The sequence below is a fragment of the Streptomyces sp. NBC_01481 genome (assembly GCF_026339995.1).
GTDB lineage: Bacteria > Actinomycetota > Actinomycetes > Streptomycetales > Streptomycetaceae > Streptomyces.
The window spans coordinates 613828-640687 of sequence record NZ_JAPEPT010000004.1 but is presented as its reverse complement, the minus strand read 5'-3'; the positions used below and the strand labels follow the sequence as shown (position 1 = coordinate 640687).

Here is a 26860-nt window from a genome sequence, read left to right as displayed (position 1 = left end):
GACTACCTTAACTATCAAGGTCTACCGTCTTGCGAAGTACTTGATGTCATCAAACATCTGCGATCTGAAGCATTGAGAAGGTCCCGACTCCTATGAGCACCGCCGCACCCACACCCGTCGCTGACACCCGGCACAGGAACGAGACGGTTATCGTCTTCGCCCTGAGCCTTGCCGCCATGGTCGTGTCGATGATGCAGACCCTGCCGGTCCCGATCCTGGGCCTGATCCGCAACGACCTCGGCACCTCGACCGCCGGCGTCAGCTGGGTGACCACCGCCACCCTGCTGTCCGCCGCCGTCTTCACCCCGCTGCTCGGACGCTTCGGCGACCAGCACGGCAAGAAGCCCACCCTGGTGGCCGTTCTGGGCGTCATGGTCGCGGGCTCCGTCATCGCCGCGGTCGCGAGCTCGCTGCCGCTGCTGATCCTGGGCCGGGTGCTCCAGGGTGCCGCCACCGCGATCTTCCCTCTGGCCCTTTCCGTCCTGCGCGAAGAGGTCCGACCGCAGAAGCTGCCCGGCGCCATGGCACTGGTCAGCGGCACGCTCGCGTTCGGCAGCGGGCTCGCGCTCGTCGCCACCGGTCTGCTCACCTCCGGCGACGACGCCGACTACCGCAACGCCTTCTGGATGGCGACCGGCTTCGCGGTCCTCGCCCTGCTCGCCGTCGTCTTCCTGGTCCCGGCGACCCGGCACAAGACCGGCGGCCGCACCGACTTCCTCGGCGCGCTGACTCTCGGCATCGCCCTGCTGCTGCTCCTGCTGCCGATCTCCCAGGGCCACGAGTGGGGCTGGACCTCCGGCCGTACGCTGGGCAGCTTCGCCGGCGCGGCCGTCATGACCGCCGTCTGGGTGCTGGTCGAGCGCAAGGTGCGCGAGCCGCTCGTCGACATGGGAATGTTCGTCCACCGCCCGGTCCTCATGGCCAACCTGGCCGGCATCCTCGTCGGCTTCGGCATGTTCGCGAACTTCCTCGGCGTCTCCTACCTCGTGCAGTTGCCCAAGGCGCTCACCGGCTTCGGCTTCGACGCCTCCATCCTGCGCGCGTCCGTCCAGTTCCTGCTGCCCGGCGCGATCGTCTCGCTGCTCGCGTCGCCCGTCGGCGGCCGGCTGGTCCGCCAACGCGGCCCCCGGTACGTGCTCGGCATGGCCGCGGCATTCGGAGCCGTCGGCTTCGGCTGGCTGGCCCTCGACCACGCCCACACCGCCTCGGTGATCGGCGCCGGCCTCATCGTGGGCGCGGCCGTCAGTTTCGGCTACGCCGCCATGCCCGCCGTCATCATGGCGAGCGTTCCGCACCACCAGAGCGGCATCGCCAACGGCATCAACTCGATCTCCCGCTCCACCGGCAGCGCGATCGGCAGCGCCATCGTCACCACGATCCTGGCCTCCAAGACCATCGAGCACCTGCCGGCAGGTGTGCCGCCGCTGCCCGCCGAATCCGCGTTCACCCTCACCTTCGGCATCGGGGCCGCCGCCTTCGCGCTGGTGGCGCTGATCAGCTGGCTCGGCCTGCGCGGACAGCAGGGCCACCGGGTCGTCGAGGCGGGCAAGGCGCCCGCGGCGCAGCAGGCGCACGTGCCGGCCAACGCCCGCTGAACCCTGCCCGGGCCCTTCCGGGGCCCGGGCACGCTTCGGATGCCGTTCCGGGCGTGCTGCGGGCCTTCCCGCCGAAGCCACCACTTCGGCGGGAAGGCCCGCCCGCGTACAGGACCGTCTCGTCACCCGCCTCACTAGGCGCGCAGGCCGTCGAACTCGATGGTCAGATGGCGGGGTCCCCGCAGGACGGCGTTCTGGCGGTAGGGCGGAGGATCTTCCACCAGGCGGGGACTGTCGAGCCTGCGGGCGAGCTCGGACAGGGCGATCTGGGTCTCGAGGCGAGCCAGCGGTGCGCCGAAGCAGCTGTGGATACCGCTGCCGAGTCCCAGGTGCTGGATGTCCTTCCGGTCGGGGTCGAAGCGATCGGGGTCCTCGAAGCGTTGCGGGTCACGGTTGCCCGACGCCAGAACCAACCACAACGACGATCCCTTGGGGATGGTGACACCGCGGACCTCAATGTCGGCGATCGGTGTGCGCTGCGGCAGCAACTGCACCGGCGGTTCGTAACGCAGCAGCTCCTCCACGATCGGCACGGCCAGGCGCGGCTCGTCCCGCAGGCGCTGAAGGACATCGGGGTGGCGCAGCAGGGTGAGCATCCCGTTGGTGATCAGGTTGACCGTCGTCTCATGGCCTGCGATCAGCAGCAGGGCCGCGGTGCTGAGCACCTCCATCGTCGTCATGGCTCCGTCCGGTCCACCGCCGTTGACCAGCGCGGAGAGCATGTCGTCACGCGGCGCCTTGCGCCGCTCCTCAATCAGCGCGGCCAGGTACATGCCCAGTTGCGTCCTGGCCTCCTTCGCGATGCGGTCCCGCTCGGCGTGGTCCTCGCTCGGGGCGGGATCCAGGCTGGCGGCGAGGGTGTCGGCCCAGCTGTGGAAGCGTGGCTCGTCCTCACGCGGCACCCCGAGCAGTCGGCAGATCACCGTCACGGGGAAGGGATAGGAGAACTGGTCGACGAGGTCGATGCGGCCTCCGTTCCCGAGACCGTCGATGAGACCGGAGACGATCTCACCGAGTTCCGGGCGCATGCCCTCGACGCGCCGGGGGCTGTGCGGCGGCCCGAAGGGGCGGTTCGTCATACGGCGCAGCCGGTCGTGCTCAGGGGGGTCGAGCCGCAGGAACCCGGGCGGCAGGCTCGTCTCCTCCTGCGGCTGCTGCAGCTCGTCGGCCGCCGGCGCGGAGAGATTACGGGCCTCGGAGCTGATCCGCGGATCGTGCAGCAGGCTGTGGATGTCGTGGTAGGTGCTGATGACGTACGGGCCGTCTTCTTCGTGGGCCACGGGCGTCTTTCGGAGCTCCGTGTAGAGGGGGTAGGGGTTGGCGCGGTTGGCATAGTCGGTGATCTGCCGCAGGAGTGACGTCATGACAGGTCCTTGGGGGCGTGGGCGCCGGCCGTGGAGACGTTGCCGGAGACAGTTCGGGTGGTGGCGCGGTCCGGCCCCGGTCGGACCCGGACAGGAGGGGCCGCCATCGGGCGTCCCGCGGTCGCCGGACGGCTCGCGGTCGTCATCGGCCGGGGGTGAAGACCAGTCGCCGGTCGGCGGGCGAGTAGCCGCTGAGGGTGACGGTGGGGCCGTGGGTGGGCACGGAGGGGTCGGGGAAATCGGCCGGGAGCGGACGCTGTCCGTCGGAACGCCTGTCCAGAGTCGGGAACGGCGGCGGGAACGGCGCGGTCGACTCGATCAGCCGCTGGTAGAACGGCAGCCACCGCGAGTTGTCGAAGGCGACGGCGCCGATGACGCGGCCCTGGTGTCCGTACACTCCCGTGAACTTGCGCTCCGCCAGTGCACCCTGGCTGATGAGGATCTCCTCGCCCATGGACGGCACCCCGACCGACTTGATGTTCACCCCGAACTGTGAGGACCAGAAGGCCGGCACCCACATGTGCGGGCGTCGGTCCGCACCGGCGCTGACCATGTTGTGCGCGGCGATCTCGGCCTGCGAGACGGCGTTGCCCCAGTGCTCCAGGGACAGGAACTGGTACCCGAACAGCGGGTGCGGGGACCTCGCCACGTCGCCGGCGACGAAGACGTCGTCGGTCACGATGCCCCGGATGTCGAAGGCCCGGCAGCCCGCGTCGCACGCGATGCCACGGGGGCCCGCACCCAGTCCGGATCCGGCCAGCCATTCCGTATTGCGGGTCGCGCCGAGCGAGACGACCACGATGTCCGCCTCGACCGCGGCACCATCGGAAAAGTGGACGGAGCGCACGCGCCCCGCGGAGTCACCCTCCAGCGAGGTGATCATGACACCGCAGCGCAGGTCCACACCGTGTTCGCGCTGCATCTGTGCGGCCACATCGCCGATCACACCGCCGAGGGCACCGACCAGGGGCGCGGCGCCGCGTTCCGCGACGGTGACCGCAACTCCCCGCTCCCGGCAGGCGGAGGCGATCTCCGAGCCGGTGAATCCCGCGCCGATCACGACCACTCGGCGTGGTCCCTGCGTGAGCCGGCTGTGCAGCCGAGCCGCGTCGTCGCGGGTGCGCAGGACGAAGACCCCGTCGAGTTCCGCCTCGCTCTCGTTCGGCCACGGACGGGACCGGACACCGGTCGCGATCAGCAGCCGGTCGTACGGCACCTCGTCGCCGTCGGCGAGTTGCACCCGCCTCGCCGCCATGTCGAGACCGGTGGCCGCGACCCCGAGGCGCCACTGCGCCTCCGGGTCCCGTCGCCGGGGAAGCGCGGTGCGGTCGGCTGCCGCCTTCCCCAGCAGGACCTGCTTGGACAGGGGCGGCCGGTCGTACGGCTCGTACGGCTCGTCCCCGATCAGCGTGAGGGACCCGGCGAAGCCCTCGTCCCGCAGCGTCTCCGCGGCCCTCAAGCCGGCCAGTGAGGCGCCGACGATCACGATCCGTCCCTCGCGCCTCAACCATTCCAGCTGGCGGTCACCGTCCACGGGATGCCTCCTCGGCGTGGGCGGGGGGAGCACCGGCCGTTTCGTCCAGGCCCTCCACGAGGATGGCCTGGACGGGGCACGCGGCAACGGCACGTGCCATGTGCTCCCTCTGCTCGGCGTCGGCCTGCGGGGTGTACAGCAGTGCCTCGTCGCCGTGCATGGCGAAGACATCGGGCGCGAGGAACGCGCATTGCGCATATCCCTGGCAGCGGTTCAGATCGACGACAAGCCTCATCAAGGTGCGCCCTTCCAGTGGTTCCGTTCCTCAGCTTGCGGGTGTTGTCGTGTTGTCGCGAGCACAGACGGGCCAGAAGCGTCATGGGTCCACATCGCCCGGGAACAGCGCGTCACGCCGAGGAGACCGATGCGGACCGCCGGCGCAGACCGGCCACAAGGATGTGCAGGCTGACAACCAGGGCCCACAGGGGGAAGACCAGCTCCGACCAGGCGATGCTGTCCGTCACGAAGAGCAGCGTCAGTGCGACGAGATAGCCCAGGATGGACAGCCATCGGGGAAGGACTCCGAGCTGGTGCCCGATGGAGGAGGTCGACAGGGTGAACACCGCTGCCATGCGCATCGAATACGTCGTCAGCAGCCCGTAGGTGAAGTGCTGGCCGAACGACTGCAGTTGCGGCCCGGAGCCGGCCCCGGAGGCACCCGCCGCGGCCAGCAGGCTTCCCGCTGCCGCCGCGGCGCCGAAGAGGGTCGCCACGAAGAGCAGACCGCTGCCCAGGAACACGGTGGCGACGAACTTGTCCTCCGCGTCCCCGATACGTGCGCGTACAGCGCCCATGAACCAGAGGAAGAAAATGCCCGCGAACGGGATGAGGCCGAGCGCCGTCTGCACCGTGCGCCGCCGCGAGGCATCGGAGAACCAGTCGCCGCTCGCCTCACCCGGATCGGGCAGCGTCAGGCGGACCAGAATGATGGCGGCGCTGAGCAACAGAGCGAAGATGATGCCCACCAGGCCCGCGGCCAGCGGAGTACGCAGCGCCTGATGTCTTCTCACCATGGGCGGCCGGCTCGCTTCCTCTCCGCGTCCGTGGGACACCCGACACCGGGACGGACCACTGCAACCAGAAAGAACCCATTACTCGTGTCTGCGCCACCCCGAGCGCGCGTGAGGGTGACACGCGGCGAGCGGTACCGGGCGCATCGCGGGCTCATCGACGTGCGTACGAACGAGGTCGCGACCGGCGTGGGACGGTGCCGCCTGCGCAACCCCGGCAGCTTCGTCAAGGGGGGCGCCACCCTCGGGTTGATCAATCCGATCATTCCCGGGCATTCAACCCTAAGGTGAGGGGCTGTGAGTGACCACCAGCGAGTGCGGGACGACGAGGGGAGCGCGGACCGACTCCTGGCGCTGTCGGACGGCGTGTTCGCCATCGCGATGACGCTGCTGGCGCTGGACATCACGCTGCCCCCCGGGCTGGACCCCGCCGGTTTCGAGCATGCGCTGGGGGATGTGATGCCCAACGTCTGGGCGTACGCCCTCAGTTTTCTGGTCATCGCTGCTTTCTGGCGGGGCCACCACCAGATCTTCCGGTACACGCAGAAGGTGGACGCGGTGATCATCAGGCTCGGGTTGCTGAGCCTGGCGCTGATCGCCCTGATGCCTTTCCCTACCACCCTGCTGGCCGAGTACGGGGACGAGCCGCAGTCGGTGGCCGTCTACTCCGGCGCCGTCGCGGCCATGGGCGCCACACAACTCGCGCTTGCGGTCGCTTTGTGGAAGCGCCCGTGGCTGGGTAAGGCGCTGCCTGATCCCGTCGTACGCAACGATGTGGCCGATCTGGCGTCGACGGTGCTGGTCTTCGCCGTCGCCGTGCCGCTCGCCTTCGTCTCCCCGACCGCTGCGAAGCTGTGGTGGGCGGTGCTGATCCCAGTCAAGACGGTGACGGGCAAGCGGGCCAAGCGCCTGCGCTCGGCCGACCAGCAGGCCGACGCCCCGTAGGACTCCGTTACGGATCTCTTCGGAGGCCTGTCGGGGGCCTCTGCGCCGACTCGTCTCGGAGGACGATGTGTCAACCAGCGGCGAGAGGTCCCGAAACGCCGCGGGCAGTGCGCCGATGCCGCGCTGGAAGTACCAGCCGCGCGCGCCCGGCGCAGGTCAGCGGCGCGGGCGACCCGCCATTCGTCGCAGAACTGCGTCGTCCAGCCGTGAAACCATCTGGGCGGGAAGAAAGTATGTGCAGGGACTCCGCCCTTCGGGTGATGCGGCGTCAGGGGGGTTGTGGACGGGCTCGCTCACCTGGAGTAATAGGCGTACCGGAACCGCAGGTTCATCTTTCCTCTTCGAGGCCAAACGATGGCCAGTCCGTCGTTCGCCCAAGCTGCGTAGTGCGATTGAGCTAGCGGCAATCACACAGGACAGGACCTGCCACCGGTGCGGCGCGCTCGAGCGTGGTCAGGAGTTGTCCGTCGCTCGAGCGGTCTCCCTGCCCCCACCCCCATCCCGATGGCCTGAGCCAGGGGCGCCCCAGTCGCGGGCGACCAAGCCCGGGCGCATGTCCTGACCGAGTCGATGTGGTCGATCGGCTGCGGAGGATCCGGGCGCATGCGCACCACAGTGCTTCCCACCCCGTGCTGTGCCAGGTCCAGGGCGGGTGCATCGCTTGCTGAGGAGTGGCGATGCCCGGCCGCTGGGACAAGACACTCCTCCAACCATCGCACGCGTTGCCATCTTCTGGAGGTACACCCATGCCCATCAGCCCGAACCAGGGATCCACCGGTGGCGGCACCACCGTCACCATCACCGGCGTCAACCTCGCCAACGCCACTGCCGTGAAGTTCGGCAGCAAGCTGGCCACCATCACTGCCAACACCCCCACGTCGGTCACGGTCGGTTCCCCGTCCGGGGCCGGCGTGGTCGACGTCACCGTTACCACAGTGGGCGGCACCAGCAATCCGCTGTCGTTCTTCTACATCGGCGCCCCGTTCAAGAGCGTGCTGAGCCCCACCTCCGGGCCCACAGCGGGCACGAACACAGTCACCATCAACGGTACTGGGCTCTCCACCGCCTCTGCCGTCAACTTCGGGGCCAACGCCGCGACCCCGACGGTGATCTCCGACAGCCAGCTCAGCGTCGTCGTCCCGCAAGGGGCCGGGCCCGGAGCGGTCAGCGTGAGCGTCACCACAGCCGGCGGCACCAACAACGGCCTGTCCTACACCTACGTGGACACGCCCACGGTCACCACGCTGTCCCCCAACTCCGGGTCGACCTCCGGCGGCACCGCAGTGACAATCACCGGCACCAACCTGTCCACCACCCAGTCGATCACCTTCGACGGCGTAACTGCGCCGTTCACCGTGGTCAGCAGCACCACCGTGTCCGTGGTCACACCGACCGGCACCGCAGGCGCAGTCGACGTCGTCGTCACCACCACCGGCGGCAGCGCCACGGAGGTCGGCGGCTTCACCTACGTAGGCGGTCCGGGCATCTGAGTCGGCGTTTTCCGGCATCCGATTGACCACCGGGCCGGACAGTGAAAGAGGCCCGGGCGTAGGCATCCACTCGCGCCCGGGCGCTCCCCGCCAACGGTGAACTCCGGCACACAGCAGCCGTCTTCACCCGAGTCTCGTTCACCGGCATCTGAATTGTCGTTACCTGGCGGTGGGCTCGGTGAGTGGGTGGTCGTGCTCGGCGCTGACCCATATTCCGCTGACAGCCCGACTCAATCGCCGGCCACGGCAGGGACGACGTGCCGGGCATGTGTCCATCCGCTTCCGCCCTTGATGGCAGCGGCCGGAAATGCCCAACCGCGTCGTACTGGGCTTGCCCGCCGCGAGCTCCAACTCATCTACAACACCGTCCAATTCGCCCAGCACACCTATGCCTCGTGCGGCTTTGCCCCAAGTGATGCGTGAAGGAGTACAACCATGGCTGCCCCCACCTTGTCCTCTGTCAGTCCCAACCAGGGACCCTCTTCCGGGGGGGCCACAGTCACTCTGACCGGTACCGGTTTCACCGGCGCGACAGCCGTCCGGTTCGGCACCACCGCCGGCGCATCCTTCACCGTCACCAGCAGCACACAGATCATCGCGGTGACTCCCCCCGGGACGGGCGCAGTCAATGTCACTGTCACCACCAGCCAGGGCACCAGCGCCCAGACCGTCACCTACACCTACGCGGCAGTACCCTCCATCACCAGCCTGGCTCCCACTCAAGGGCCCACCACCGGCGGCACCACGGTGACCATCACCGGCACCAACCTCACAGGCGCAACAGCGGTCCGCTTCGACGCAACAGCGGCCACATCGTTCACCGTCAACTCCCCCACCCAAATCACCGCCGTCACCCCCGCCCACGCGGCCGGCGCCGCAGCCGTCACAGTCACGACCCCCGGCGGCACCAGCAACTCCCAAACCTTCACCTACGTGACCGCCCCCGTGCTCTCAAGCCTGGCCCCCACCCAAGGCCCAACCGCCGGCGGCACCACGGTGACCCTCACCGGCACCAGCCTCACGGGGGCAACAGCAGTGCGCTTCGACGCGACGGCGGCCACATCGTTCACCGTCAACTCCCCCACGCAAATCACCGCCGTCACCCCCGCCCACGTAGCCGGCGCCGCAGCCGTCACAGTCACCACCCCCGGCGGCACCAGCAACCCCGACAGTCCCCCCGCCTACTTCTTCTACGCCGCACCGCCATCGGCTACAGACATCGCGCCCTCCTCCGGAACGGTGGCGGGCGGTACCACGGTGATCCTGACCGGAAGCGGATTCATCAACGCGACAGCGGTGCGTTTCGACGCGACGGCGGCCACATCGTTCACCGTCAACTCCCCGACCCAAATCACCGCCGTCACCCCCGCCCACGCGGCCGGCGCCGCAGCCGTCACAGTCACCACCCCCGGCGGCACCAGCAACGCCCTCGCTTACACGTACCTCGCAGCCCCCATCCTCACCAGCCTGACTCCCAACCAGGGACCCGCCAGTGGCGGCAACGTGATCGCACTGACCGGAACCAACCTCACCACCACCACCAGCGTCCTGTTCGGCGGCACCCCTGTAGCGTTCACCGTGCTCTCCCCCACCCAGGTCACTGCACTCACCCCTGCGGGCGCCGCAGGAGCCGTCACCGTAACGGTCGCCACTGCCGCGGGCGTCAGCAACGGGCTGACCTATACCCGCATCGCCGGCCCGGCCATCTGACCTGCGCCCCGCCCGTACCAGCCGCTGGAAACGGACCTGCAAGCGTTCGACATGACCGCTGTCGAGGGCGTTCAGCGCGGTCTTCCAGCGGCTGGTCCAGCGAACCTGGCCGTAGCCGGTTGGGATCGAGCGACACGATCGCCAGGTGAACACTGCGGTCCCCCGGTGCGGTCACGGCGAGCAATAGGCGATGGCGGTGATGGAGTATTGCTGCGTGCTGGAGAGGTTGTGGAAGTTGACGGTCCAACTGTCGTCAGGGTTGGAGCTTGTGCTGCGGTAGTTGTTCACGGGGATGACTTCGTCGCCTGCCATCCAGCCGCCGGAGATGGCTCTTTGACCGGCCGGACAGACGGCGACCAAAGCAGTGGTCTGTCCAGGTCCCAGTGTGCGGGGGGCTGTGTATACCGGGGTGATGTTGGCAGTGTTGGAGGGACCCGTAGGGCCGGTGGGTCCCGTAGGTCCGGTGCGGCCAATGGGTCCGGTGGGACCAGTGGGTCCGTGCCCGGTGGGTCCCGTGGGTCCGGTCGGCCCGTGCCCCGTGGGCCCCGGCTTGTCGCACGGCGGTACGGGGCGTGTGGCATGGACGTAGCGGGCGGCGACCCAGCCGGAGCGGTTGGCGAGTCTGTACCAGGTGGTGTCTCCGCCTACGTCCTGGCCGTGCGCCTCGCACAAGATGCTGATCTCGGCGCCTGCGGAGTACCCGCCCAGTTTGGTGGAGTTGGCCGTGGGCAGGGCACGGATGCTCAGGCCCTTCCTGGCCGTGACGTCCCCTCGGACGGCCGTCCGGGGCACGTTCGGCATCTGCGCGGCAGCAGCCCGTGATGGCGCGGCGCTCGTTGGCCTCTGGGTTGCCGCTGCGGGTTCCGACAGCTTGCACGCCAGGCCCAGGCTCATCGCTGCCAGGACCAGTGGTGCGACCGCAATCCTTCCCATGCCCAACCACCATGCCTTCCGTCGTGCTTCCGCAATCAAGGGGATAGGTAAAGAGGAAAACGTATATCCCATCGATAAGCACGCTATGACACGTAAAATCCGAATATGCATTCTCCTCGTTTCCGCGCACCACCCTGCGTCGGCTGCGCTTGTCCGCCCGATACACCACACCCGCCCACTGCCCGGGGGTGCCCGGTCAGCCGAGTGCGGCCGGGGACTCCGCGCCGGGGACCAGTAGGCGAGGTGCGCCGGAGCCGTCGGCCGGCGCGGACCAGACGTCGGGATCGCCGCTGCTGTTACGCACCGTGTAGGCGAGCGTGGCGTTGTCGAGCCAGGCTGCCTGGTCGTCGATGCTGCGGGTCTCGGCCGGCGTCGTCACCCGCATCGAGGCCAGTTCGAGCACGGACAGCCGCCAGCCGCGGGTGGGGTCGGCGCCGATGGCCTGCTTGAACGCAATGCGGGTGCCATCGGGTGACAACGACGGGCACTCGACGTTCTCCTTGAGTGTCCGCACGGTTCTGGCGGCGAAGTCGCCCTCGACGAGGTACCGGCGGCCGGCCGTGGACATCGTGGCGTAGAACCGGTTGTCGTCGGCGGTGAAGGTGACACCCCAGAAGTTGACGTCGGCGGCTTGGTAGGGCCGCGTTCCTCTGGTCACCGCGAACTTCTCCAGTGTGGTGACGAGCGCGCCGGTGCGGGTGTCGAGGATGCCGGTACGGGTGGAAAAGCCGCCGCCGCTGTAGGAGTCGCCGCCGACGAAGGTGGTCCACGCCACCATGCGGCCACTGGCCGAGACCCGGGCTCGGTTGGGCAGCCCGGGGACCGGGACCGCGCGCTTCTCATGGAGCTCCTGGTCGAGGACGACCAGGTGGTAGGACCACGGGGAGTCGGGACGGATGCAGACGCCGGTGCCTGCCGCGGCGTAGACGCGGACGCACTCCAGCGGAGCGACCGTCCGCGGTCCGCCCGGGTCCTCCCGGGAGACAGTGGCGAGATGGCGGTTGCTGACCACCAGCAGTCGTGGGCCGGGAGCCAGCGTCGCGCGGTCCGCGGTGGCGGTGAGGGGATCAGCGGTGTTGCCGGAGGCGCTGGTCCGGTGGGCGGCCAGGTTGATGTAGGCGACGGCGACGGCGGCGAGCACCGCCGTGGCGGCCACGAGGATGGTGATCCGAGTCCGCTGGGTCATGGCGCTCAACTGGATACCTCCTGGGCGACGGTGGTGGGTAGGCGAGCAAGCAGCACCGCGGTGGCGGCGATCGCCACGACTACGCCTATGGCGGCCATCCGGCTGGCGGTGGCAGGGCCCCACGCCTGCCAGGCCATCCCGAACAGGACCGAGGAGACGAGGTAGGCCAGTGCCTGACCGGTCTGGACGACTGCGATGCCGGTGGTGCGCAGCCGCTCGGGCAGCAGCGGGCCGGCCAGCGCCATGAGCACGCCGTCGGTGGCGGCGTAGAAGATGCCGTAGAGGCCGAGCGTCAGGACGATCAGCGGCCATCCGTCCAGTGGTCCGAAGAGCAGCAGATAGACGGCGACCAGCGCGGTGTAACCGCACAGCATCACCGGCAGTCGGCCCACCCGGTCGGCCAGGACGCCGATGGGAGCGGCGAGCAGCAGATAGGCGAGGTTGGTGCCGACTGCGAGCAGCGGAAACCAGCCTGTGCTCAGCTCTTCGCGTCGCTGCAGCAGCAGGTACACGAAGCCGTCGCCGACGGTGGCCAGTCCGAGCAGGCAGGCGGCGAGGACGAGGCGGCGGACCGGCGCGGACCGCAGCAGCGATGCGGCGCCGCGCGGTGAGAGAGGCCTGGCCGCGGGTTGCAGGTCGCGCCGGTCGCGGACGAACAGCACCAGAACCACGACCCCGAGGACGGCTATGCAGAAGCTGGTGACGAAGACCGCGTCGAAGGACTGGCCGGCGGCGGCGAGGACTGCCAAGGCCACCAGCGGGCCGAGGAAGGCGCCAACGCTGTCCATCGCCCGGTGCACGCCGAAGGCCCGGCCCAGGGCGTCCGGTGGCGTCGACAGAGTGATCAGTGCGTCCCGAGGTGCCGTGCGCAGTCCCTTTCCCGTCCGGTCGACAGCGATCACCAGGCCGACCGCGGCGACCGACCGGCCTGCCGCGAGCAAGCCGAGCTTGGCCACGGCCGAGAGCGCATAACCCACGCCTGCCACTGCCTTGCGGCTGCGTGTCCGGTCGGCGACGTATCCGCCGACGATCCGCAGCAGCGCCGTGGCGCCGGTATAGGTCCCGTCGATGACTCCGTAGGCCATCGGGCTCAGCTGAAGGCCGAGTACCAAGTAGAGGGGAAGGACTGCGGTGACCATCTCGGCGGAGATGTCGGTGATCAGGCTGACCGCTCCGAGAGCGAAGACGTTGGCGCTGAGCACGGGTCGTCGGAGCTTGCCGGACCCCTCTGTGCCGACGGCCCCCTTGAACCAGCCGATTGTCGACAGGTACACGCGGTTGCGCACCTCCTGCGGCATGCACTGGGCGAGCGGGTAGGAGCCGCCGCGGCGACGGCGACCGCCCACGGAGCGTCCGTCTGCGGCGGCACTCGATCGCGACGACGACGGCCCATCGTCCGGTGTCCGCAACGCGTGAACCACCCACGGCAGTCGGCGAACAGGCATGCAGGACATGAACAGCAGGACATGAACAGCAGTGGCTGACTCACAGCCCGTCAGAACATGTGAGGGGGCGCGAAAAGACCTCGCCGACAGCACGCACAACGTTCATCCAATCGGCGGGTGATGGCCGCGGAGAGCCCCTAGGTTCCCTGACGCGCTCCACAGCCCTCACTTCAGATGGGATCACCTGATGGGCAACCGCCACTTCCGGAGAGCAGCGATGGCAGGCGGAGCAGTCGCGCTGACGACCGCCGCCATCGCCGCCTTGCTCACCACCGCCCCCGCGGCCACCGCAGCCTCTTCCACCTTCACCCCCGTTGCCGACACGTATGTGCAGGGCAGCACCCCGTCCACCAACTACGGCACGTCGACCCAGTTCGTGGTCGACAACTCTCCGGTGCGCCAGTCGTTCCTGAAGTTCACCGTCAGCGGTCTGACCGGGGCGGTGACCAATGCCAAGCTGCGGATCCGCACGGTCAGCAGCAACAGCGGCAGCAACACCGGCGGCACGTATCGGGCGATGACCAACACCACGTGGTCGGAGACCGGCACGACCTGGAACAACAAGCCTGCCATCGACGGCGCGACCCTGGGCAGCGTCGGCTCGGTCACCAAGGACACGTGGTACGAGATCGATGTGACCTCGCTGGTCACCGGCAACGGCACCTTCAGCATCGGCGCGACCTCGTCCAGCTCCGACGGCGCCTACTACGACTCGCGGGAGAGCGGCGCCGACGCCCCGCAGTTGGTTATCACCACCGGCACCGGCCCGTCGCCGAGCCCCACCTCCACCCCTCCGCCCTCGGGCGACCCGGTGCTGGTCGGCGCAGGCGACATCTCCAACTCCGGCTCCGGCGACACCGCGACCGCCAATCTGCTGGACGGCATCCCGGGCACGGTGTTCACCGCCGGTGACAACGTCTACGACAGCGGCACGGCCTCGGAGTTCGCCACGTACTACGACCCGACGTGGGGCCGTCACAAGGCGCGCACCAAGCCGGCGCCGGGCAACCACGACTACAACACCTCAGGCGCCACGGGCTACTACGGCTACTACGGCGCCGTCGCCGGACCCTCCGGGCGGGGCTACTACTCCTACGACCTGGGCAGCTGGCACGTGGTCTCACTGAACTCTGAGGTCAGCATGTCCGTCGGCTCGGCGCAGGAGCAGTGGCTGCGGTCAGACCTGGCCGGCAGCACCAAGCCGTGCACACTCGCCTACTGGCACAAGCCACGGTTCACGTCGGGCGCCAACCATGCTCCTGAAACCTCCACGGGCCCTCTCGTTCAGGCGCTCTACGACAACAACGCCGACGTGATCGTCACAGGCCACAACCACCAGTACGAGCGTTTCGCTCAAATGAACCCGAGCGGTCAGCTCGACACCGCCCGCGGCGCCCGGCACTTCGTCGCCGGCATGGGCGGCGCCAGCCACTACAGCTTCGGCACCATCCTGCCCAACAGCCAAGCCCGCAACAGCGACACCTACGGCGTGCTCAAGTTCACCCTGCACTCCAACAGTTACGACTGGCAGTTCGTGCCCCAGGCCGGCAAGACCTACAGCGACAACGGCACCACCAGCTGCCACTGAGTGATCACCTCTCGCACGACGCGGGGGCTGTCCGCAACCAAGCCACGGACGGCCCCCGCTGACTGCTCGCACGGCGTACATCCCCCGCTCCGGCCAGCCTCCACGTTCGCTTCACAGCCCCTCCGCGGGAGGGCGCCCGGCGGCGTGCAGGAGTCTGTCGGAATAGCGATCGATAATGTGTTCCACGGCGAACGTCGGCCGGGAGGCGAGTGCTTGGTCAAGAGTGAGCCAGAGGGGCGCCTCACCCTCCTCGTTCACGGTCAATTCCCCCTGCGCTCCGGCTGCCCGGTGGTCGTCGACGTCCAGCAGATAGGCGTGCCAACGATGGGCGTCGGAGCCCCTTCTGCACATGTCTCCATTGAGATGCTCGTCCGCAATGAGCCGGAGGTCACCGTGCGCGTCGCGGATTCCTACTTCCTCCCAGAGCTCCCGCGCTGCCGCGCGCTTGGGGTCCTCTCCCCGTTCGACATGGCCTGCGGGTACGGTCAGACGGTAGGGAAAGGCAGTTCTCTGGAAGAAGAGAAATCTCCCTCGTGGGTCCCTTACGAATACGCCGGCACTCTCATGCCAGTACTCGCCGTCTGAATCTGTCCACCAGCAGATGCGGGGATCGACGACGACGGCTCTTTCCGCCTCACGGCCGCACGAACCGCAGGTGCACCGTTTCCTTCCGTCCACGACGATCCATTCGACGGTCTCGGCGTGGCAGTACAGGCAATACTCGCCATGGGTGTCGTCCCGCAGCGGGAGGAAGTCGATTTTCATCCCCGCCCCCTTTCAAGGAGAAGGCCGCCGTCAGCCGTACGGCATTCGGGAATCCCCACAGCCGTGGCTCGGTCAGATTCTGTTGCGGTTGGGCTTCCTGACGTCCGGCGCCTTCCGCACGCCGCCTGCCTTGGCGGTCGCGGACGTGCGGGCGCCCGTCAGCAGAAGGACTGTGCCGAGTCCGCCGAAGACCAAGGTCGCGGCAGCGACGGCGCCCCATCCCGCCACAGCGATTGCCAGGCCGAAGACCGGTGGTCCCAACAGCATTCCCACACTTCCGAGTTGGTTGAGGATGCCATTGGCGACATCGACATGCTCAGCACGGCTCACCGCGGCCGGGACGGCAGCGAAGACTGAGGAGATCAGCAGTCCGTCGACGAGGAGAACAAGCGTGGCGGCGGCGCCGCTGACCGCGAGTGGGAATTCGGCCGAGAAGGCGGGGAGGCTGGCTACCGGCATCAGTACGCCCAGCGGGACGAGCGAGGAGAGGGCCCAGCCGCGCCGCAGCAGCCAGCTGGCGGCAAGCCCGCCGACCGCACTCCCCAGGCAGACGAGTGCCACCACGGTGCCGGCCACCGTCGGCGTTACCTCTCGGCGCTCGATGAGGAAGAGCGGGAGGACCATCACCGCGCCGACGCCGACCAGCGACAGGCTTCCGTACGCCGCGCCGAGCCTCAGCGCCCCGTTCCAGGTGCCGGCTGCGCGACGAGGGTGCTGCACGGGCGTCCTCGGCAGCCGAGGCAGGACGGCGGTGAGCACTCCGGCCATGATCAACGGACCGAGCGCTGTGAGGGCCAGCCATCGGTTCCACGTCCACTGGGATGCCAGTATTCCGCCCGTGGCCGCGGCGATGGCCAGACCCATCGGAACGCATGTCCCCCACAACGCGAGCGCTGCCGATCGGATGCCGCCCTGCGTCATGCGGGTGAGAACGACCGGACCTGCCACGAACACCAGCAGGTAGCCGACTCCTTCCGCGACGCGCGACACCAGCAGCAGACCCCAGGATCCGGCGGTCGCGCTCGTGGCAGTTGCAACCGACATGACGAACAGGCCCCAGGACAGAGCCCGGTGGGCGCCGAAGCGGCGGATCCACCATCCCGCCGGGATGCCGAGGACGGCGCTCACAGCCGTAATGCTCGATGTGGCCCAGGCGAGTTCACCGGCTGACAACCCCAGTGACGAACGCAGGGCGGATCCCGCCGGTGAGACGGCACCCAGGCCGACTGCCGCCACCACGCCGGCGAGCCATGTCGCCACAACGTACTTCCAGGGTGACGCCGGCACGCGGCGGTGACTGCCTCTCGTCCTGTGGCGCACGGGTTCTCCTTGTGCTGGCTTGCATGTTGTCCCGCACGGCGGTCGTCCAGGGCCGGGTGACCGGTGCGCGTGGCGGGAGGGCCGATGCCTTGCGCACCTCCCGCCACGCGAGTCCGGATCAGTCGTCGAGGCCGAACTTGGCCAGCAACTCCTGATGGCCCGCCACATATGAGGTGTCGGTGGTCACGGTCTGGTCGGAGGGACCACGGCTGCACATGCAGAGGTGGCGGCTACGGGAGGTGACTCGCACGGCTTTTGCGCCGCCGGAGGACATGATCTCTTCAGCGATCTCCTTGACGAGGTACTCCTGGATCTGGAAGCGCCGGCTGAACGCCTGGACCAGGCGAGGGAATTTCCCGAGTCCGAGAATGCGGTCGCCGGGGACGTAGGAGATGTCGACCTTCCCGAAGAACGGCAGGAAGTGGTGGGCGCAGATCGAGAAGAAGTTGTTCTCCTGGACACGCACCACGCCGGTGTGCTCGCCGTCCACCAGGCAGGTGGTCTTGAGGATCTTTGAGGTGTCGATCTCGTAGCCGCTCAGCAGCTCACGATATGCCCGGACGATGCGGTCCTCGCACTCCGGGCCGCTGTACCAGCCGAGCGCCCTCGTGTCGGTGGTTACATTGGTTTTGAGCCAGTCTTCAATGGTCACCTGCGGCCTCCATTCCCACTTCCACCAAGGGATCCGAAACCCGGTGGAGTTATTTCACTATCCACCCAGTTGCATTCGTTGAGAACATCGCCCGCTTGGCTGACACTCGATCAGCCCAATTCGCGGGTCATATGCTAATACCTAAGTACTCAAAGCCGCGGAGAAAAGTAACGTTTCCCCGACGCTTGAACCAGGTGAATAGGGGGAACCCGGCGCCCGAATGGCAAAGAAGAACCGCCTGTTGAGCGCCGGAGCACGGCCCGCTCATTCTGCCCGTCGCGCAATGCAACAACACTGCGCCCCAGGGCGGTCCGGCACTCTCAAGTCGGGTACGGGCCAGTCCGTGCCCCACCAGCAGGCAGTCGGCGCGGCGGCGATGCGGACCGGACCGGAGATCGTCGGTTTCCAGCGTTCCGGAAGCTGTGACCGACCGTCGCGCGGCTCACCGAAAGTCGCAGCGAATTTACGGTGACGACCCCTCCTCGCAGCCGTATCCCGGCTGCGGCCAGGCCATGGTTGTGGACTCCCGTCCGTCGCCCTTCACCTACGGCGACGGCACCTACCCGAGCAACCGACGCCAGCCGTTCGACGCGACGTTCGGCCTGGAAGCCACGGACACGACCTGTCTGCGCAAGGAGGCCATCTCCGGAAACGGCGCTCACCAGACCGTCGTGACCAAGGACGCGTGCGCGCCGTCCACCGCCGGGATCGCGGTGTGGCCCGAGCGGTCGACACGGCAGAACAGCAGGTCCGGGCCCGCCTGTTCGGCCGTGCCGTCACCGGGCCGCCGGGCGGGATCGCTGACGCCGCGGGCGAATATGCGCGTGGAGGGAACGCCGACAGGGATTTCGCGGAACAATCTGCCTATCCACGGCGGTTTGCGTAGGCCGCCGAAACCTTGGAGCGGGGGTGGCGGAGTTGCGCACACCGGTGAGCGATCCGCAGTGCGTCGGGCCCTATCGGATCGTGGGCAGGTTAGGTTCAGGCGGGATGGGCTGGGTCTATCTGGGGCGTTCACCGAGCGGGCGGGCGGTGGCCGTCAAGGTCGTACGGCCTGAGCTTGCGGACGATCAGGAGTTCCGCAGACGCTTCGCCCGCGAGGTGGCCGCCGCGCGGGCGGTGAGCGGGGCGTTCACCGCCGCGGTGATCGACGCCGATACAGACGGGCGGCTGCCGTGGCTGGCCACCGTGTATGTGCCCGGTCCTTCCCTGGCGGAGGCGGTCACCCGGCACGGGCCGTTCCAGGAGTCGCAAGTGCGGCGGCTGGGCGCGGGGCTGGTGGAGGCGCTGCAGGTGATTCATGCCGCCGGGCTGGTGCACCGGGACCTGAAGCCGTCCAACGTACTGCTGGCCGAGGACGGGCCGCGCGTGATCGACTTCGGGATATCGCGCTTCGCCGGGTCCAGTGCGATCACCCGTCCCGGAATGTTGATCGGTACGCCCGCGTTCATGTCGCCCGAGCAGATGACCGGGGTGCCGGCCGGTCCGGCGAGCGATGTCTTCTCGCTGGGCGGGGTGCTGGCCTTCGCCGCCACCGGCAACGGCCCCTTCGGAGGCGGTCAGGGGCTGCTGTACCGGGTCGTCCACGAGGAGCCCGCGCTGGACGCGGTCCCGGACGGGCTGCGCGAGCTGATCGGGCGGTGTCTGGCGAAGAGACCGGAGTCCCGGCCCGCGCTCGCCGCGCTACTGGACGAGCTTCTGCTGCCGAGCCCCACGCAGTCCAGTTGGCCGCCCCCGTCCGTCGCCGATTCCATTCGTGTACGTACGGGCGAACTGGCAGGCCGACGGGCCGGTTCGGCGGGGACCTCCATTCCGTCTTGTCTGCTGCTGCATGCCCAGGCACTGCTGGACGCCGGGCTGACCGACCGCCTGGTGGTCGAGGCGGTGAGCCGTGCGGGAGGCTGAGACGGCAGCGGGCGGCGGACTGGAACTGGGCACCAACTGGCGGCGACTGGTCGACGGCTGGACGGCCGCGAGCAATATCCAATCCGTCGCGGACACCACGTCCGTCTCCATGGAATTCAATCTTCCAGAGGTGGGACGGGTGGTGACAGTGAGGTTTATGACGACGACCAGACTGCTCGTCGCCTTCATGACGGACGGCCGTTTCCTCAAGCCCGAACAGCTGGCGCTGGCCGCCGCAGCGGCGAACGCCTGGAATACCGAACAGTTGCTCCCCATGCTGTCCGTCTGGGACGTCCGAGGGCCGCAGCCCTGCCTTGCGGGCGTCTGCTCCTTGCCGCTGACCTGCAGGATGACGCAGTCGGACTTCAACACGCTGGCCACCGACTGGGCTGGGCGGGCCCGCCAGATGTTCACCCGCTGCCATCAGGTTTTCCGGCTCTGAGAGCGGGGAGTTATTTACGCCAATACCGGTTCAAGAGCAGTCGGTTCACCGTAGAATCACGGTGAATTCCCGGGCCGCAGGGGGGCAAGATGGGCCGGAAACGGGTGGGCGCGTCGCTGTTCACCGCATTCCTTGCACTGCTGATCGCGACGGCGATTCCCGGCGCTTCTTCTTCCTGGGCGGACGCCACGGCCACGTGCAAGGCCGACCGCCCCGGCCTCGGGGTCAACCTGCTGGGCTGCTGGTCCGACGCCGCGAAGGCCGGCGGCGGCCGCACGGTCGTCGTGACGCTGCATCAGCCGCTGCGTCTCGACGTCGCGGCGAAGGGCTTGGAACTGGTCCGCCACAAAAAGGCCTTCAAGAGCGGGGAGTTGGTCGTCACCCTCCCGCCGAAGAGCGAGAGCGGCGCGGGCGGGACCGTGCTCCTCGTGCTGGCCGGCCATCGGATCGTGGGTGCGGACAGCGTCATCACGCAGCTGGACAGCGGGACCGTCGCGGCGCTGAAGAAGGCGGACGCGTGCGACGCCCTGTGCAACAAGGCAGCCTCCGGCCCGGTCAGTGGCAGCGAACTCATCAAGGGGAAGCTGGCCGCCGACCGCTACGCGGTCATCACACCGGAGACCGAGAGCGCGGGTCCGGACTGGGTACTGGTCGCGCTCACCGCGGCGCTGGCCGCGCTGGTACTCGTCTTCGCCTGGGCCGTCCGGCGCTCCAAGGGGCCTAAGGCAGCGGCGTACCACTCTCACCCGCCCGTCCTCGCCACCGGTGGCCGCGCCGCCGCCCCGGCACCGCTCCCGCACGCCCCACGGCGTGCCCGCCGCCCCGTCGTCGTACCGGCCGGTCCGCTGCGATCGGCCATCGTACGCACGGAACTCCATCCCCAGGGGTACGTCGAGCTCGACCACTGCCTGCACCGGGCGACCTGGGCCGACGACGACCGGGCGCCGTCGGCCCTCGGCTGCCTCGTCGACGTCGCCGAGCAGGAGTCGGGAGTGCTGCTGGCCTTCCCGTCCGCAAGCCGTGAGACCAGGAGAAGCCATGCGAAGTGACCAGCCGCCCAAGACACTTCCGATGGAGTACGCCGACATCGAGTTCGAGAACAACGCCCAGCGCCTTCCCCTGGTGCTGTGTCTCGACATCTCCAGCTCCATGGCCGGCCCGCCCATACAGATGCTCAACGACGCACTGCGGGGGTGGACGCAGGAGCTGCACGACGACGTCAGCCTCAGCTACAGCGTCGAGGTCGCCGTGGTCACCTTCGGCGGGCAGGGTGTGGGCGCCTGGAAGGGACCGCATCTGCTGGACCCCCGGACGCCGACCAGCCCGTTCGTACCGGCGCACATGTTCAGTTCGCCGCAGTTCGTGGCCTCCGGGGTCACGCTGATGACCGAAGCGCTTGAGCTGACCATGCGGATCGTGGCATCGCGCAAGACCGAGCTGCGGCAGAGCGGCCTGCAGTACTACCGCCCGCAGATCTGCATGGTGACGGACGGGCTGCCGACGGACGCGACAGGGCATCAGACCGAGGCGTGGCGGCGGCTGGTCCCCGTACTGAGAGCCGAGCAGGACGCACGGCACTTCCGCTTCTACGCGATCGGGGTCGGCGGAATCACAGAGCGGGGCGAGGACGTCCTGCGGGCCCTGGCTCCAACGTTCAACGCCCGGCTGCAGGGCTTCCCGTTCCGGGAACTGCTGCAGATGATGTCGGCCAGTGCGAACGCCGAGCAGAAGGGCGCCGGCGACGAGGTCTTCGAGAAGATCTTCAGCCAGTTCAAGACACAGCGCCCGGCCTGGGAATCCTGAGCGGGGGCGGGGATCGTGGACGGGCGGGCCGGGTGGAGGCTGCACGGGCTGAGCGTGGAGGGGTACCGCCACCGGCGGGAGGGAGTCCCGTGCCAGGATGCCTGGCACCATGTCGTCACGGGTCCGCCCCATGCGCCCGTGGAGGTCCTGGCGGTCGCCGACGGGGCAGGCAGCCGCCCGCGTTCCGATCAGGGCTCGAAGCTCGCCGTACAACTGGCAACGGCACGGTTCGGGCGGCGGGCACCCGGGCGTTCCGCGGAGAGCGGGGAGGCGGTGCGCGCGCTGCTGGCCGGCGCTTTCCGCGATGTGCGTGAGGAGTTCTTCCGGCAGACACGGGGCGAGGCTGATGACTTCGCCACGACGCTCACCGTGGTGGTGCTCACGCCGTCCTGGCTCGGGCATGTCAGCGTCGGCGACGGCTTCGTGATCCTGCGTGCGGGAACAGAGGACGGCGAGCCGCAGTTCCATTTGCTCCCCCAGCCGGACATCGTGAGCGAGTACAGCAACGAGACCGTGTTTCTCACCTCGCCCGACGCCGAGCAGCGGACGCAGGTCGACTGTGTGCGCGACGACGGGATCGACGGTGTGCTGCTGTCCACGGACGGGCTGGCGCAGGCGGCGCTGTCCTGGTCCGGCGGGCGTCCGCAGGCGCCGAACGCCTCCTTTGCCTCGGCTGTGCTGCGCTCCCTCGACCAGCCGGGGCCCGTCCCGGAGGAGGATGACGAGGCCTTGGCCACGCTGTTGCGCTCGGACCGGCTCACCGCACTGAACGGCGACGACAAGACCCTGCTGAGGGCGGTACGGCCATGACCGGGCCACGCGTGTATCTGGGGGCGGAACACGTCGTACTGGCCGAGGAACCCCTCAAGGGGGGTGGCCAGGCAGCCGTGTTCCCCGTGCTCGGCCGCGCCGATCTCGTGGTCAAGCTCTACCGGGAGCCGCCGGGCGCGGAGCAGGAGCGGCGGCTGGAGAGCATGCTCACGGTGTCCCCGCTGGGCGGCCGCCCCACGGACCGCAGCCAGCCGCCGGAACTGGCCTGGCCCACCGCACTGGCCCACGGGTCCGGCGGGGAGTTCCTGGGGTACGCCATGCGGCGGTTCGGCGAGCCGGACCATGTGCAGCTGATCGGGCTGTTCACGCGGTCGCAGCGGCTGCGGCTCTTCCCGCCGGAGACGGACTGGAAGTTCCTGCTCGGGGTGGCCTGGAATCTGGCGTTCATGACCGCGCGCATGCATCACCAGGGGCTGATCATCGGCGACTTCTCCAGCAACAACGTCGTCGTCGACAAGAACGGCTTCGTCACCTTCCTCGACTGCGACTCGATCGCGTTCAACGATCCGGCCTCGGGCGAGCTCTTCCCGTCCCTCATGCAGACCGCGGACTACTCCGCTCCGGAGCGGCAGGCCGGCGGTCCCGCCACCCGGTCCAGTGACGACTTCGCACTGGCCGTCCTCATCTACCAGTTGCTGACCGCCGGGAACCATCCCTTCGGAGGCGTACCGCACGACAGTGACTCCGAGGCCACGGTCAAGGACAACATCGCCGCCAGTTGCTCCTACGTAGTGTGGCCGGACCGGGTCGTCGTGCCGCGGGCCGTGATCGAACCGACCGTGCTGCCGCCCTCGCTGCTCGAGCTGGCGCGCCGCGCGTTCGGTCCAGGGGTGCAGAGTCCGCCCGCGCGGCCGTCTGCGCAGGAGTGGCTCAAAGCGCTGGACGGCGAACGCTCGCAGATACGCAACTGTGGCGAGCGGCCGCGTCACAGTTACGGCTCCCATCTGGGCGCGTGCCCGTGGTGCGCCCGCGCGGCGGCGACCGGGCAGGATGTGTTCAACCCGCCGTCGACAGTCCCCGGAGGCACTGGAGGCCCGGCGGGCGCCGTGCCGCACGGTCAGGACGAGTGGAAGCCCTCGGCGAAGACCGTGGCGGTCCTCGTCGCCGTCCTCGTGCTGATCATCCTGGTGGCGGTGCTGTGAAGTAGCGGCCAGTCCGGAGCGAGCCGCGCGCCCCAACCCAGAGCTGGCGGCCATCGCCGAGCAGCCGCAGGCGAACGCAGACGCGGACTTGCGGCGGCACCGCCTGCCGTGTCTACCGGCTCCCCGACAGACGGGAACCCGCCGGCGTGCGGCGGTAGAGCACCGCGCGTCCGGACCGGGCGCGGACGACGAGACCCGCCTGGTGGAGCACGCCCAGGTGGTACGAAACCGTGGCGGGACTGAGGAAGTGACGTGCCGCGAGCTGGGCGGTGGAAGCCGGTTGTGCCAGCGCGGCGAGCAGCCCGGCGCGGGTGGGTCCGAGCAGCACTGGCCGCGCACCCCGGCTCCGCAGCTGCCGCCGGAGCACCGACGGCTCCCTGGCATACCGGTACTGCTGCTCGGCGGGGACCGGGATCTGTCGACGCCGCTGGAATGGCTTTACGACCAGAAGAAGTTGACGCCGCGAGCCCGGGTCGTGGTGGTGCCGGGTGCCGCTCACTCGGTGCAGACCAGAGCGGTGAGCGACAAGGGCCGTCAGGCGGTGTTCGACTTCCTCTTGCGGCGCTGACTCCGTGGCGGCTCACAGCGCGAGACGGGGGGACAAGGACGGGGCCCCCGACCATCGATCCGGTCGGGGCCCCCGTCTGCCCTCGTGGGCGGCTGCGGGAAGGACCTTCGGCGGGCTGCCCGGTCAGCGCCCGCGAAAGGCGTGCGGCCGCCGTCGGCACCCTGCGGTGTCGGGCCCTCAGCTGCGTGGCCCGACACCTTTCGGTCATGCGGCGGATCCGTCGGATGACAGGCGATTCTCAGGGGCAGTTGATTGCCGTGTCGCCGGTATCGCGGTTGCAGGTGTCGAAGCCCAGGCCGCCGTCGAGGCTGTCGTTGGCGATCAGGTTGTCCACGGCATTGAGGGTGTCATTGCCCTCGTTACCGTTGTGCGTGTCGTTGCCTCTGCCTCCGGTGACCGTGTCATTGCCCTGGTCGCCGTTGAGGGTGTCGTTGCCGTCGTCGCCGTTGAGCGTGTCGTTGCCGGCATTGCCGTTGATGGTGTCGTTGCCCGCCAGCCCGGAGATGGTGTCGTTGCCCGGGCCGCCGTTGATGGTGTCGTTGCCCGGAGTCGCCAGCAGGCCGAAGGAGGCCGGGTCGTCGCCGACGAGCCGGTCTGCCCGAGGACCGCCGTTGAGCCGGTCGTCGCCTTCGCCACCGACCACCGTCCCCGCAGCGTCGAGGTTCGGGGAGATGGTGACATCGTCATCGGCGTCCTTGGCGTTGACCCGAACCGCCGTGATGGGCAACGGGCACTCGGCCGTGTGTGCCGACGTCAGCTGACAAGGAGCGACGGCGGCCACGGTGTCCCCTGTGTCCGTGACCACGACAACGTTGCCGCGCCGCCGGACGGTGATGTCGTTCGACACACCCTCGTCGGCCGTGACGACCAAGCTGTCGCCGACCTCCTCGACGACCGTGGTGCCGGCGAGGACTCCGCCGCCGGGCACCGCACCGGCCGCGGCGGAGGCGCCGACCTGAGGGGCGAAGACGAGTGCGCCGATTGCCACCATCATGATGCAGATGCGCCGGGCTTTCATCGATGTCCGCCTTTCGTTTCGTCCAGCCGCATACCGGGGTCTGCTGTGCTGCTCACACGCGCTCATCACGGGCAACCGCTGACGTTGTCGCCCAGGTCGGCCCGGCAGTCGTCCATGTGAGGGCCCCCTTCGACGTAGTCGTTCCCGCTGACGTTGTCCACGGCGTCGATCGTGTCCCGACCGCTTCCGCCGTCCGCGTAGTCGTTGCCGGCGCCGATCTGCTCATTGCCGCTGCCACCGTCGATCACATCGTTTCCGGCGTTGCCGTTGATGATGTCCGCGCCGCCGCGCCCCTCGATGGAGTCGTTGCCGCCGCCGCCGAAGATCCTGTCCGCTTCGGCTCCCCCGGTCAGGGTGTCGTTGCCTGCGCCGCCGGAGAGGAAGTCGGAGCCCTCGTCGCCTTGGAGGGTGTCGTTGCCCGACCCGCCATAGAGGTTGTCGTCGCCCGGGCCGCCGATCAGCGTGACGCCGAGGTTCGCCAGGGAGGAGGTGACATTGTCGGCCTGGTCGCCTGCGTTGACCACGAGTTCAGTGGTGTCGGCGGCCGGGCAGGCGACTTCGGTCGCGCTGATTGCGGTGCAGTCGCCAGACGGTGCGACCGTGTCTCCGGTGTCCCTGATCCTGATGCTGGTGCCGGTCTGCCAGACGGTGATGGTGTTCCCCCGTCCCACGCCGGCGACGACAGTAATGGTCGTGCCGGTCTTGTTCACCAGCGTCGTAGCGAGAATGCCTGGCGACGGTGCGGCGAAGGCCGCACCAGCCCCACCCGTGAGGCACAGAATGGAACCGCATGTTGCCAGAAGTGCGACGGTGCGAAAATGCCCTCTACTCATGGCCAACCCCCCTAAGAGTTGTGAACGTTGAATTCGGTCGTACGGCCGGGCCGCATTGCCTCCCGGAGGGACGGCCGCGGTGGCGGAACGGCTCGCCAAACGCGGCGAGTGGGCGGGTAAATGCCAGGTCACTGACGTCCGATGGATCCGGCCCATCCGGACTTCGATGCCCGGATGCCCAGGCAGCCTTCAGCGGTCGTCGATCATCCACTCCCTCTCCTGCTCATGCGCCGGCGCCTACTCCGCCGACGAAGCATCAGGAACGTCCGGCCACCAGAGCATGTCGGGATACGAAACCCAACTGAAGGCGAATTAACGCCAATACCGCATTCACTGTCTCCGCGCGTGGACCGTCATACGGCCCGGGTCAGGGATCAACCTCTGAACGCGCCGACGGTCGGATTCTCATCAATCGGGAGTGCAAACTGAATCGGTTAGTCCGTACTGCATTGAACTATTTCCCAGACGCGGGGCGATCGGCGTTCGCAAAACGATCTGGAAGGCATCGAGGGGCGCCGTCCCATGCGTGGCCCGGCGACGTCGGCCCTTGCCCAGTGGGGTGTCCGAGGTTCGCCAGGCATCTCTAGCGGAAGCTGTTACGGATGAGCTGGAATGATGCGCATCCGGACAAGCTGGCGCGGTCACACCGACCCGACGGTGTACGGCGGGGACCCATGCCCCCTGTCGCACACGCGCATGAGGACCTCATCGGCCCGCGCGACTCCGGAGCCCGCGGAGAGCCTGTACCCAGTACTTCACCCCCGCGCAGCGGCCACCGACT

26 protein-coding genes and 1 pseudogene are annotated in these 26860 nt (G+C 68.7%); 12 read left to right on the top strand and 15 right to left on the bottom strand.

The genetic code is table 11. The features are described from left to right. The first annotated feature begins 92 nt into the window (after nucleotides 1-92). Nucleotides 93-1595: an MFS transporter gene (locus OOK40_RS24605; RefSeq protein ID WP_266485847.1), complete on the top strand. Its 1503-nt coding sequence runs from the start codon at nucleotides 93-95 to the stop codon at nucleotides 1593-1595. A gap of 134 nt (nucleotides 1596-1729) precedes the next feature. Here the strand turns inward: OOK40_RS24605 and OOK40_RS24600 are convergent, their stop codons facing one another. The 4 genes from OOK40_RS24600 to OOK40_RS24585 form a co-directional block, all read right to left on the bottom strand. Further along, complete coding sequence (locus tag OOK40_RS24600; RefSeq protein WP_266485845.1) at nucleotides 1730-2959, bottom strand: cytochrome P450; 1230 nt, start codon at nucleotides 2957-2959, stop codon at nucleotides 1730-1732. A 142-nt stretch (nucleotides 2960-3101) separates the two neighbouring features. Further along, entirely contained in the window at nucleotides 3102-4493 is a 1392-nt protein-coding gene (locus tag OOK40_RS24595; RefSeq protein WP_266485843.1) for an NAD(P)/FAD-dependent oxidoreductase, read from the bottom strand. Further along, the gene (locus OOK40_RS24590) at nucleotides 4483-4728 is read right to left on the bottom strand and encodes a ferredoxin (protein ID WP_266485841.1); all 246 of its coding nucleotides are present in this window, start codon (nucleotides 4726-4728) and stop codon (nucleotides 4483-4485) included. The genes OOK40_RS24595 and OOK40_RS24590 overlap by 11 nt, the downstream gene beginning before the upstream one ends. A 112-nt stretch (nucleotides 4729-4840) precedes the next feature. After that, nucleotides 4841-5506 carry a hypothetical protein gene (locus OOK40_RS24585; protein ID WP_266485839.1) on the bottom strand — a complete coding sequence of 222 codons (666 nt, stop codon included), beginning with the start codon at nucleotides 5504-5506 and terminating at the stop codon, nucleotides 4841-4843. Between the two features lie 294 nt (nucleotides 5507-5800). On the opposite strand from OOK40_RS24585, the gene OOK40_RS24580 reads away from it, so the two are divergent. The 3 genes from OOK40_RS24580 to OOK40_RS24570 all read left to right on the top strand — a co-directional run bounded on the left by OOK40_RS24580 (nucleotide 5801) and on the right by OOK40_RS24570 (nucleotide 9648). Continuing rightward, the gene (locus OOK40_RS24580; RefSeq protein WP_266485836.1) at nucleotides 5801-6448 is read left to right on the top strand and encodes a TMEM175 family protein; all 648 of its coding nucleotides are present in this window, start codon (nucleotides 5801-5803) and stop codon (nucleotides 6446-6448) included. A 746-nt stretch (nucleotides 6449-7194) separates the two neighbouring features. Then, nucleotides 7195-7938 carry an IPT/TIG domain-containing protein gene (locus OOK40_RS24575; protein WP_266485833.1) on the top strand — a complete coding sequence of 248 codons (744 nt, stop codon included), beginning with the start codon at nucleotides 7195-7197 and terminating at the stop codon, nucleotides 7936-7938. 435 nt (nucleotides 7939-8373) lie between these two features. Continuing rightward, the gene (locus OOK40_RS24570) at nucleotides 8374-9648 is read left to right on the top strand and encodes an IPT/TIG domain-containing protein (protein WP_266485830.1); all 1275 of its coding nucleotides are present in this window, start codon (nucleotides 8374-8376) and stop codon (nucleotides 9646-9648) included. A 171-nt stretch (nucleotides 9649-9819) separates the two neighbouring features. On the opposite strand, the gene OOK40_RS24565 is transcribed toward OOK40_RS24570, so the two are convergent. The 4 genes and pseudogenes from OOK40_RS24565 to OOK40_RS24555 form a co-directional block, all read right to left on the bottom strand. After that, nucleotides 9820-9960, bottom strand: coding sequence for a hypothetical protein (locus tag OOK40_RS24565; protein ID WP_266485828.1), 141 nt, complete (start codon nucleotides 9958-9960; stop codon nucleotides 9820-9822). Between the two features lie 282 nt (nucleotides 9961-10242). Further along, nucleotides 10243-10449: pseudogene (locus OOK40_RS35465) on the bottom strand (hypothetical protein); the annotation flags it as partial. Between the two features lie 328 nt (nucleotides 10450-10777). After that, complete coding sequence (locus OOK40_RS24560; RefSeq protein ID WP_266485825.1) at nucleotides 10778-11767, bottom strand: hypothetical protein; 990 nt, start codon at nucleotides 11765-11767, stop codon at nucleotides 10778-10780. Nucleotides 11768-11772: 5 nt separating this feature from the next. Continuing rightward, nucleotides 11773-13113, bottom strand: coding sequence for an MFS transporter (locus tag OOK40_RS24555; RefSeq protein ID WP_266485822.1), 1341 nt, complete (start codon nucleotides 13111-13113; stop codon nucleotides 11773-11775). Between the two features lie 316 nt (nucleotides 13114-13429). Between OOK40_RS24555 and OOK40_RS24550 the strand changes: the two genes are divergently transcribed. Then, the gene (locus OOK40_RS24550; RefSeq protein ID WP_266485819.1) at nucleotides 13430-14800 is read left to right on the top strand and encodes a DNRLRE domain-containing protein; all 1371 of its coding nucleotides are present in this window, start codon (nucleotides 13430-13432) and stop codon (nucleotides 14798-14800) included. A 111-nt stretch (nucleotides 14801-14911) separates the two neighbouring features. Here OOK40_RS24550 and OOK40_RS24545 read toward each other — a convergent pair whose 3' ends face one another. From OOK40_RS24545 to OOK40_RS24530, 4 genes are all read right to left on the bottom strand, one after another. Next, complete coding sequence (locus OOK40_RS24545; RefSeq protein WP_266485807.1) at nucleotides 14912-15565, bottom strand: NUDIX hydrolase; 654 nt, start codon at nucleotides 15563-15565, stop codon at nucleotides 14912-14914. Between the two features lie 72 nt (nucleotides 15566-15637). Beyond that, nucleotides 15638-16804, bottom strand: a complete 1167-nt coding sequence (locus tag OOK40_RS24540; RefSeq protein WP_266486593.1) for an MFS transporter — start codon at nucleotides 16802-16804, stop codon at nucleotides 15638-15640. Nucleotides 16805-17003: 199 nt separating this feature from the next. Continuing rightward, a complete protein-coding gene (folE, locus tag OOK40_RS24535; RefSeq protein ID WP_266485802.1) occupies nucleotides 17004-17537 on the bottom strand; it encodes a GTP cyclohydrolase I in 534 nt (177 codons plus the stop codon). Nucleotides 17538-18195: 658 nt separating this feature from the next. Beyond that, nucleotides 18196-18396, bottom strand: a complete 201-nt coding sequence (locus OOK40_RS24530) for a hypothetical protein (RefSeq protein WP_266485800.1) — start codon at nucleotides 18394-18396, stop codon at nucleotides 18196-18198. A 50-nt stretch (nucleotides 18397-18446) separates the two neighbouring features. On the opposite strand from OOK40_RS24530, the gene OOK40_RS24525 reads away from it, so the two are divergent. The 6 genes from OOK40_RS24525 to OOK40_RS24500 all read left to right on the top strand — a co-directional run bounded on the left by OOK40_RS24525 (nucleotide 18447) and on the right by OOK40_RS24500 (nucleotide 23660). Continuing rightward, on the top strand, nucleotides 18447-19442 hold the full coding sequence (locus tag OOK40_RS24525) for a serine/threonine-protein kinase (protein WP_266485798.1): 996 nt from the start codon (nucleotides 18447-18449) through the stop codon (nucleotides 19440-19442). Then, nucleotides 19429-19884 (top strand): hypothetical protein, encoded by a 456-nt coding sequence (locus OOK40_RS24520; protein ID WP_266485796.1) that lies wholly within the window; start codon nucleotides 19429-19431, stop codon nucleotides 19882-19884. Before OOK40_RS24525 ends, OOK40_RS24520 begins: the two co-directional genes overlap by 14 nt. An 89-nt stretch (nucleotides 19885-19973) precedes the next feature. Continuing rightward, a complete protein-coding gene (locus tag OOK40_RS24515) occupies nucleotides 19974-20933 on the top strand; it encodes a hypothetical protein (protein WP_266485794.1) in 960 nt (319 codons plus the stop codon). Continuing rightward, nucleotides 20923-21687 carry a hypothetical protein gene (locus OOK40_RS24510; RefSeq protein ID WP_266485792.1) on the top strand — a complete coding sequence of 255 codons (765 nt, stop codon included), beginning with the start codon at nucleotides 20923-20925 and terminating at the stop codon, nucleotides 21685-21687. The genes OOK40_RS24515 and OOK40_RS24510 overlap by 11 nt, the downstream gene beginning before the upstream one ends. Before the next feature lie 15 nt (nucleotides 21688-21702). Beyond that, entirely contained in the window at nucleotides 21703-22497 is a 795-nt protein-coding gene (locus tag OOK40_RS24505; protein WP_266485790.1) for a PP2C family serine/threonine-protein phosphatase, read from the top strand. Next, a complete protein-coding gene (locus tag OOK40_RS24500) occupies nucleotides 22494-23660 on the top strand; it encodes a hypothetical protein (protein WP_266485788.1) in 1167 nt (388 codons plus the stop codon). Before OOK40_RS24505 ends, OOK40_RS24500 begins: the two co-directional genes overlap by 4 nt. A 112-nt stretch (nucleotides 23661-23772) precedes the next feature. Here OOK40_RS24500 and OOK40_RS35460 read toward each other — a convergent pair whose 3' ends face one another. Further along, nucleotides 23773-23988, bottom strand: a complete 216-nt coding sequence (locus OOK40_RS35460) for a winged helix-turn-helix domain-containing protein (RefSeq protein ID WP_353961858.1) — start codon at nucleotides 23986-23988, stop codon at nucleotides 23773-23775. Between OOK40_RS35460 and OOK40_RS24495 the strand changes: the two genes are divergently transcribed. Continuing rightward, a complete protein-coding gene (locus OOK40_RS24495; RefSeq protein ID WP_266485785.1) occupies nucleotides 23908-24228 on the top strand; it encodes an alpha/beta hydrolase in 321 nt (106 codons plus the stop codon). The two genes, OOK40_RS35460 and OOK40_RS24495, sit on opposite strands and share 81 nt — an antisense overlap. 238 nt (nucleotides 24229-24466) lie before the next feature. Here the strand turns inward: OOK40_RS24495 and OOK40_RS24490 are convergent, their stop codons facing one another. Then, nucleotides 24467-25246 carry a calcium-binding protein gene (locus tag OOK40_RS24490; RefSeq protein ID WP_266485782.1) on the bottom strand — a complete coding sequence of 260 codons (780 nt, stop codon included), beginning with the start codon at nucleotides 25244-25246 and terminating at the stop codon, nucleotides 24467-24469. A 65-nt stretch (nucleotides 25247-25311) separates the two neighbouring features. After that, the gene (locus tag OOK40_RS24485; RefSeq protein WP_266485780.1) at nucleotides 25312-25917 is read right to left on the bottom strand and encodes a calcium-binding protein; all 606 of its coding nucleotides are present in this window, start codon (nucleotides 25915-25917) and stop codon (nucleotides 25312-25314) included. Nucleotides 25918-26860 lie beyond the last annotated feature (943 nt).

Excerpts from the sequence above, each read along its gene's own strand:
- OOK40_RS24605 (WP_266485847.1), top strand. The coding sequence starts at position 93 with ATGAGCACCGCCGCACCCACACCCGTCGCTGACACCCGGCACAGGAAC.
- OOK40_RS24600 (WP_266485845.1), bottom strand. The coding sequence starts at position 2,959 with ATGACGTCACTCCTGCGGCAGATCACCGACTATGCCAACCGCGCCAAC.
- OOK40_RS24590 (WP_266485841.1), bottom strand. The coding sequence starts at position 4,728 with ATGAGGCTTGTCGTCGATCTGAACCGCTGCCAGGGATATGCGCAATGC.
- OOK40_RS24585 (WP_266485839.1), bottom strand. The coding sequence starts at position 5,506 with ATGGTGAGAAGACATCAGGCGCTGCGTACTCCGCTGGCCGCGGGCCTG.
- OOK40_RS24575 (WP_266485833.1), top strand. The coding sequence starts at position 7,195 with ATGCCCATCAGCCCGAACCAGGGATCCACCGGTGGCGGCACCACCGTC.
- OOK40_RS24570 (WP_266485830.1), top strand. The coding sequence starts at position 8,374 with ATGGCTGCCCCCACCTTGTCCTCTGTCAGTCCCAACCAGGGACCCTCT.
- OOK40_RS24565 (WP_266485828.1), bottom strand. The coding sequence starts at position 9,960 with ATGGCAGGCGACGAAGTCATCCCCGTGAACAACTACCGCAGCACAAGC.
- OOK40_RS24560 (WP_266485825.1), bottom strand. The coding sequence starts at position 11,767 with ATGACCCAGCGGACTCGGATCACCATCCTCGTGGCCGCCACGGCGGTG.
- OOK40_RS24550 (WP_266485819.1), top strand. The coding sequence starts at position 13,430 with ATGGCAGGCGGAGCAGTCGCGCTGACGACCGCCGCCATCGCCGCCTTG.
- OOK40_RS24545 (WP_266485807.1), bottom strand. The coding sequence starts at position 15,565 with ATGAAAATCGACTTCCTCCCGCTGCGGGACGACACCCATGGCGAGTAT.
- OOK40_RS24515 (WP_266485794.1), top strand. The coding sequence starts at position 19,974 with ATGGGCCGGAAACGGGTGGGCGCGTCGCTGTTCACCGCATTCCTTGCA.
- OOK40_RS24510 (WP_266485792.1), top strand. The coding sequence starts at position 20,923 with ATGCGAAGTGACCAGCCGCCCAAGACACTTCCGATGGAGTACGCCGAC.
- OOK40_RS24500 (WP_266485788.1), top strand. The coding sequence starts at position 22,494 with ATGACCGGGCCACGCGTGTATCTGGGGGCGGAACACGTCGTACTGGCC.
- OOK40_RS24490 (WP_266485782.1), bottom strand. The coding sequence starts at position 25,246 with ATGAAAGCCCGGCGCATCTGCATCATGATGGTGGCAATCGGCGCACTC.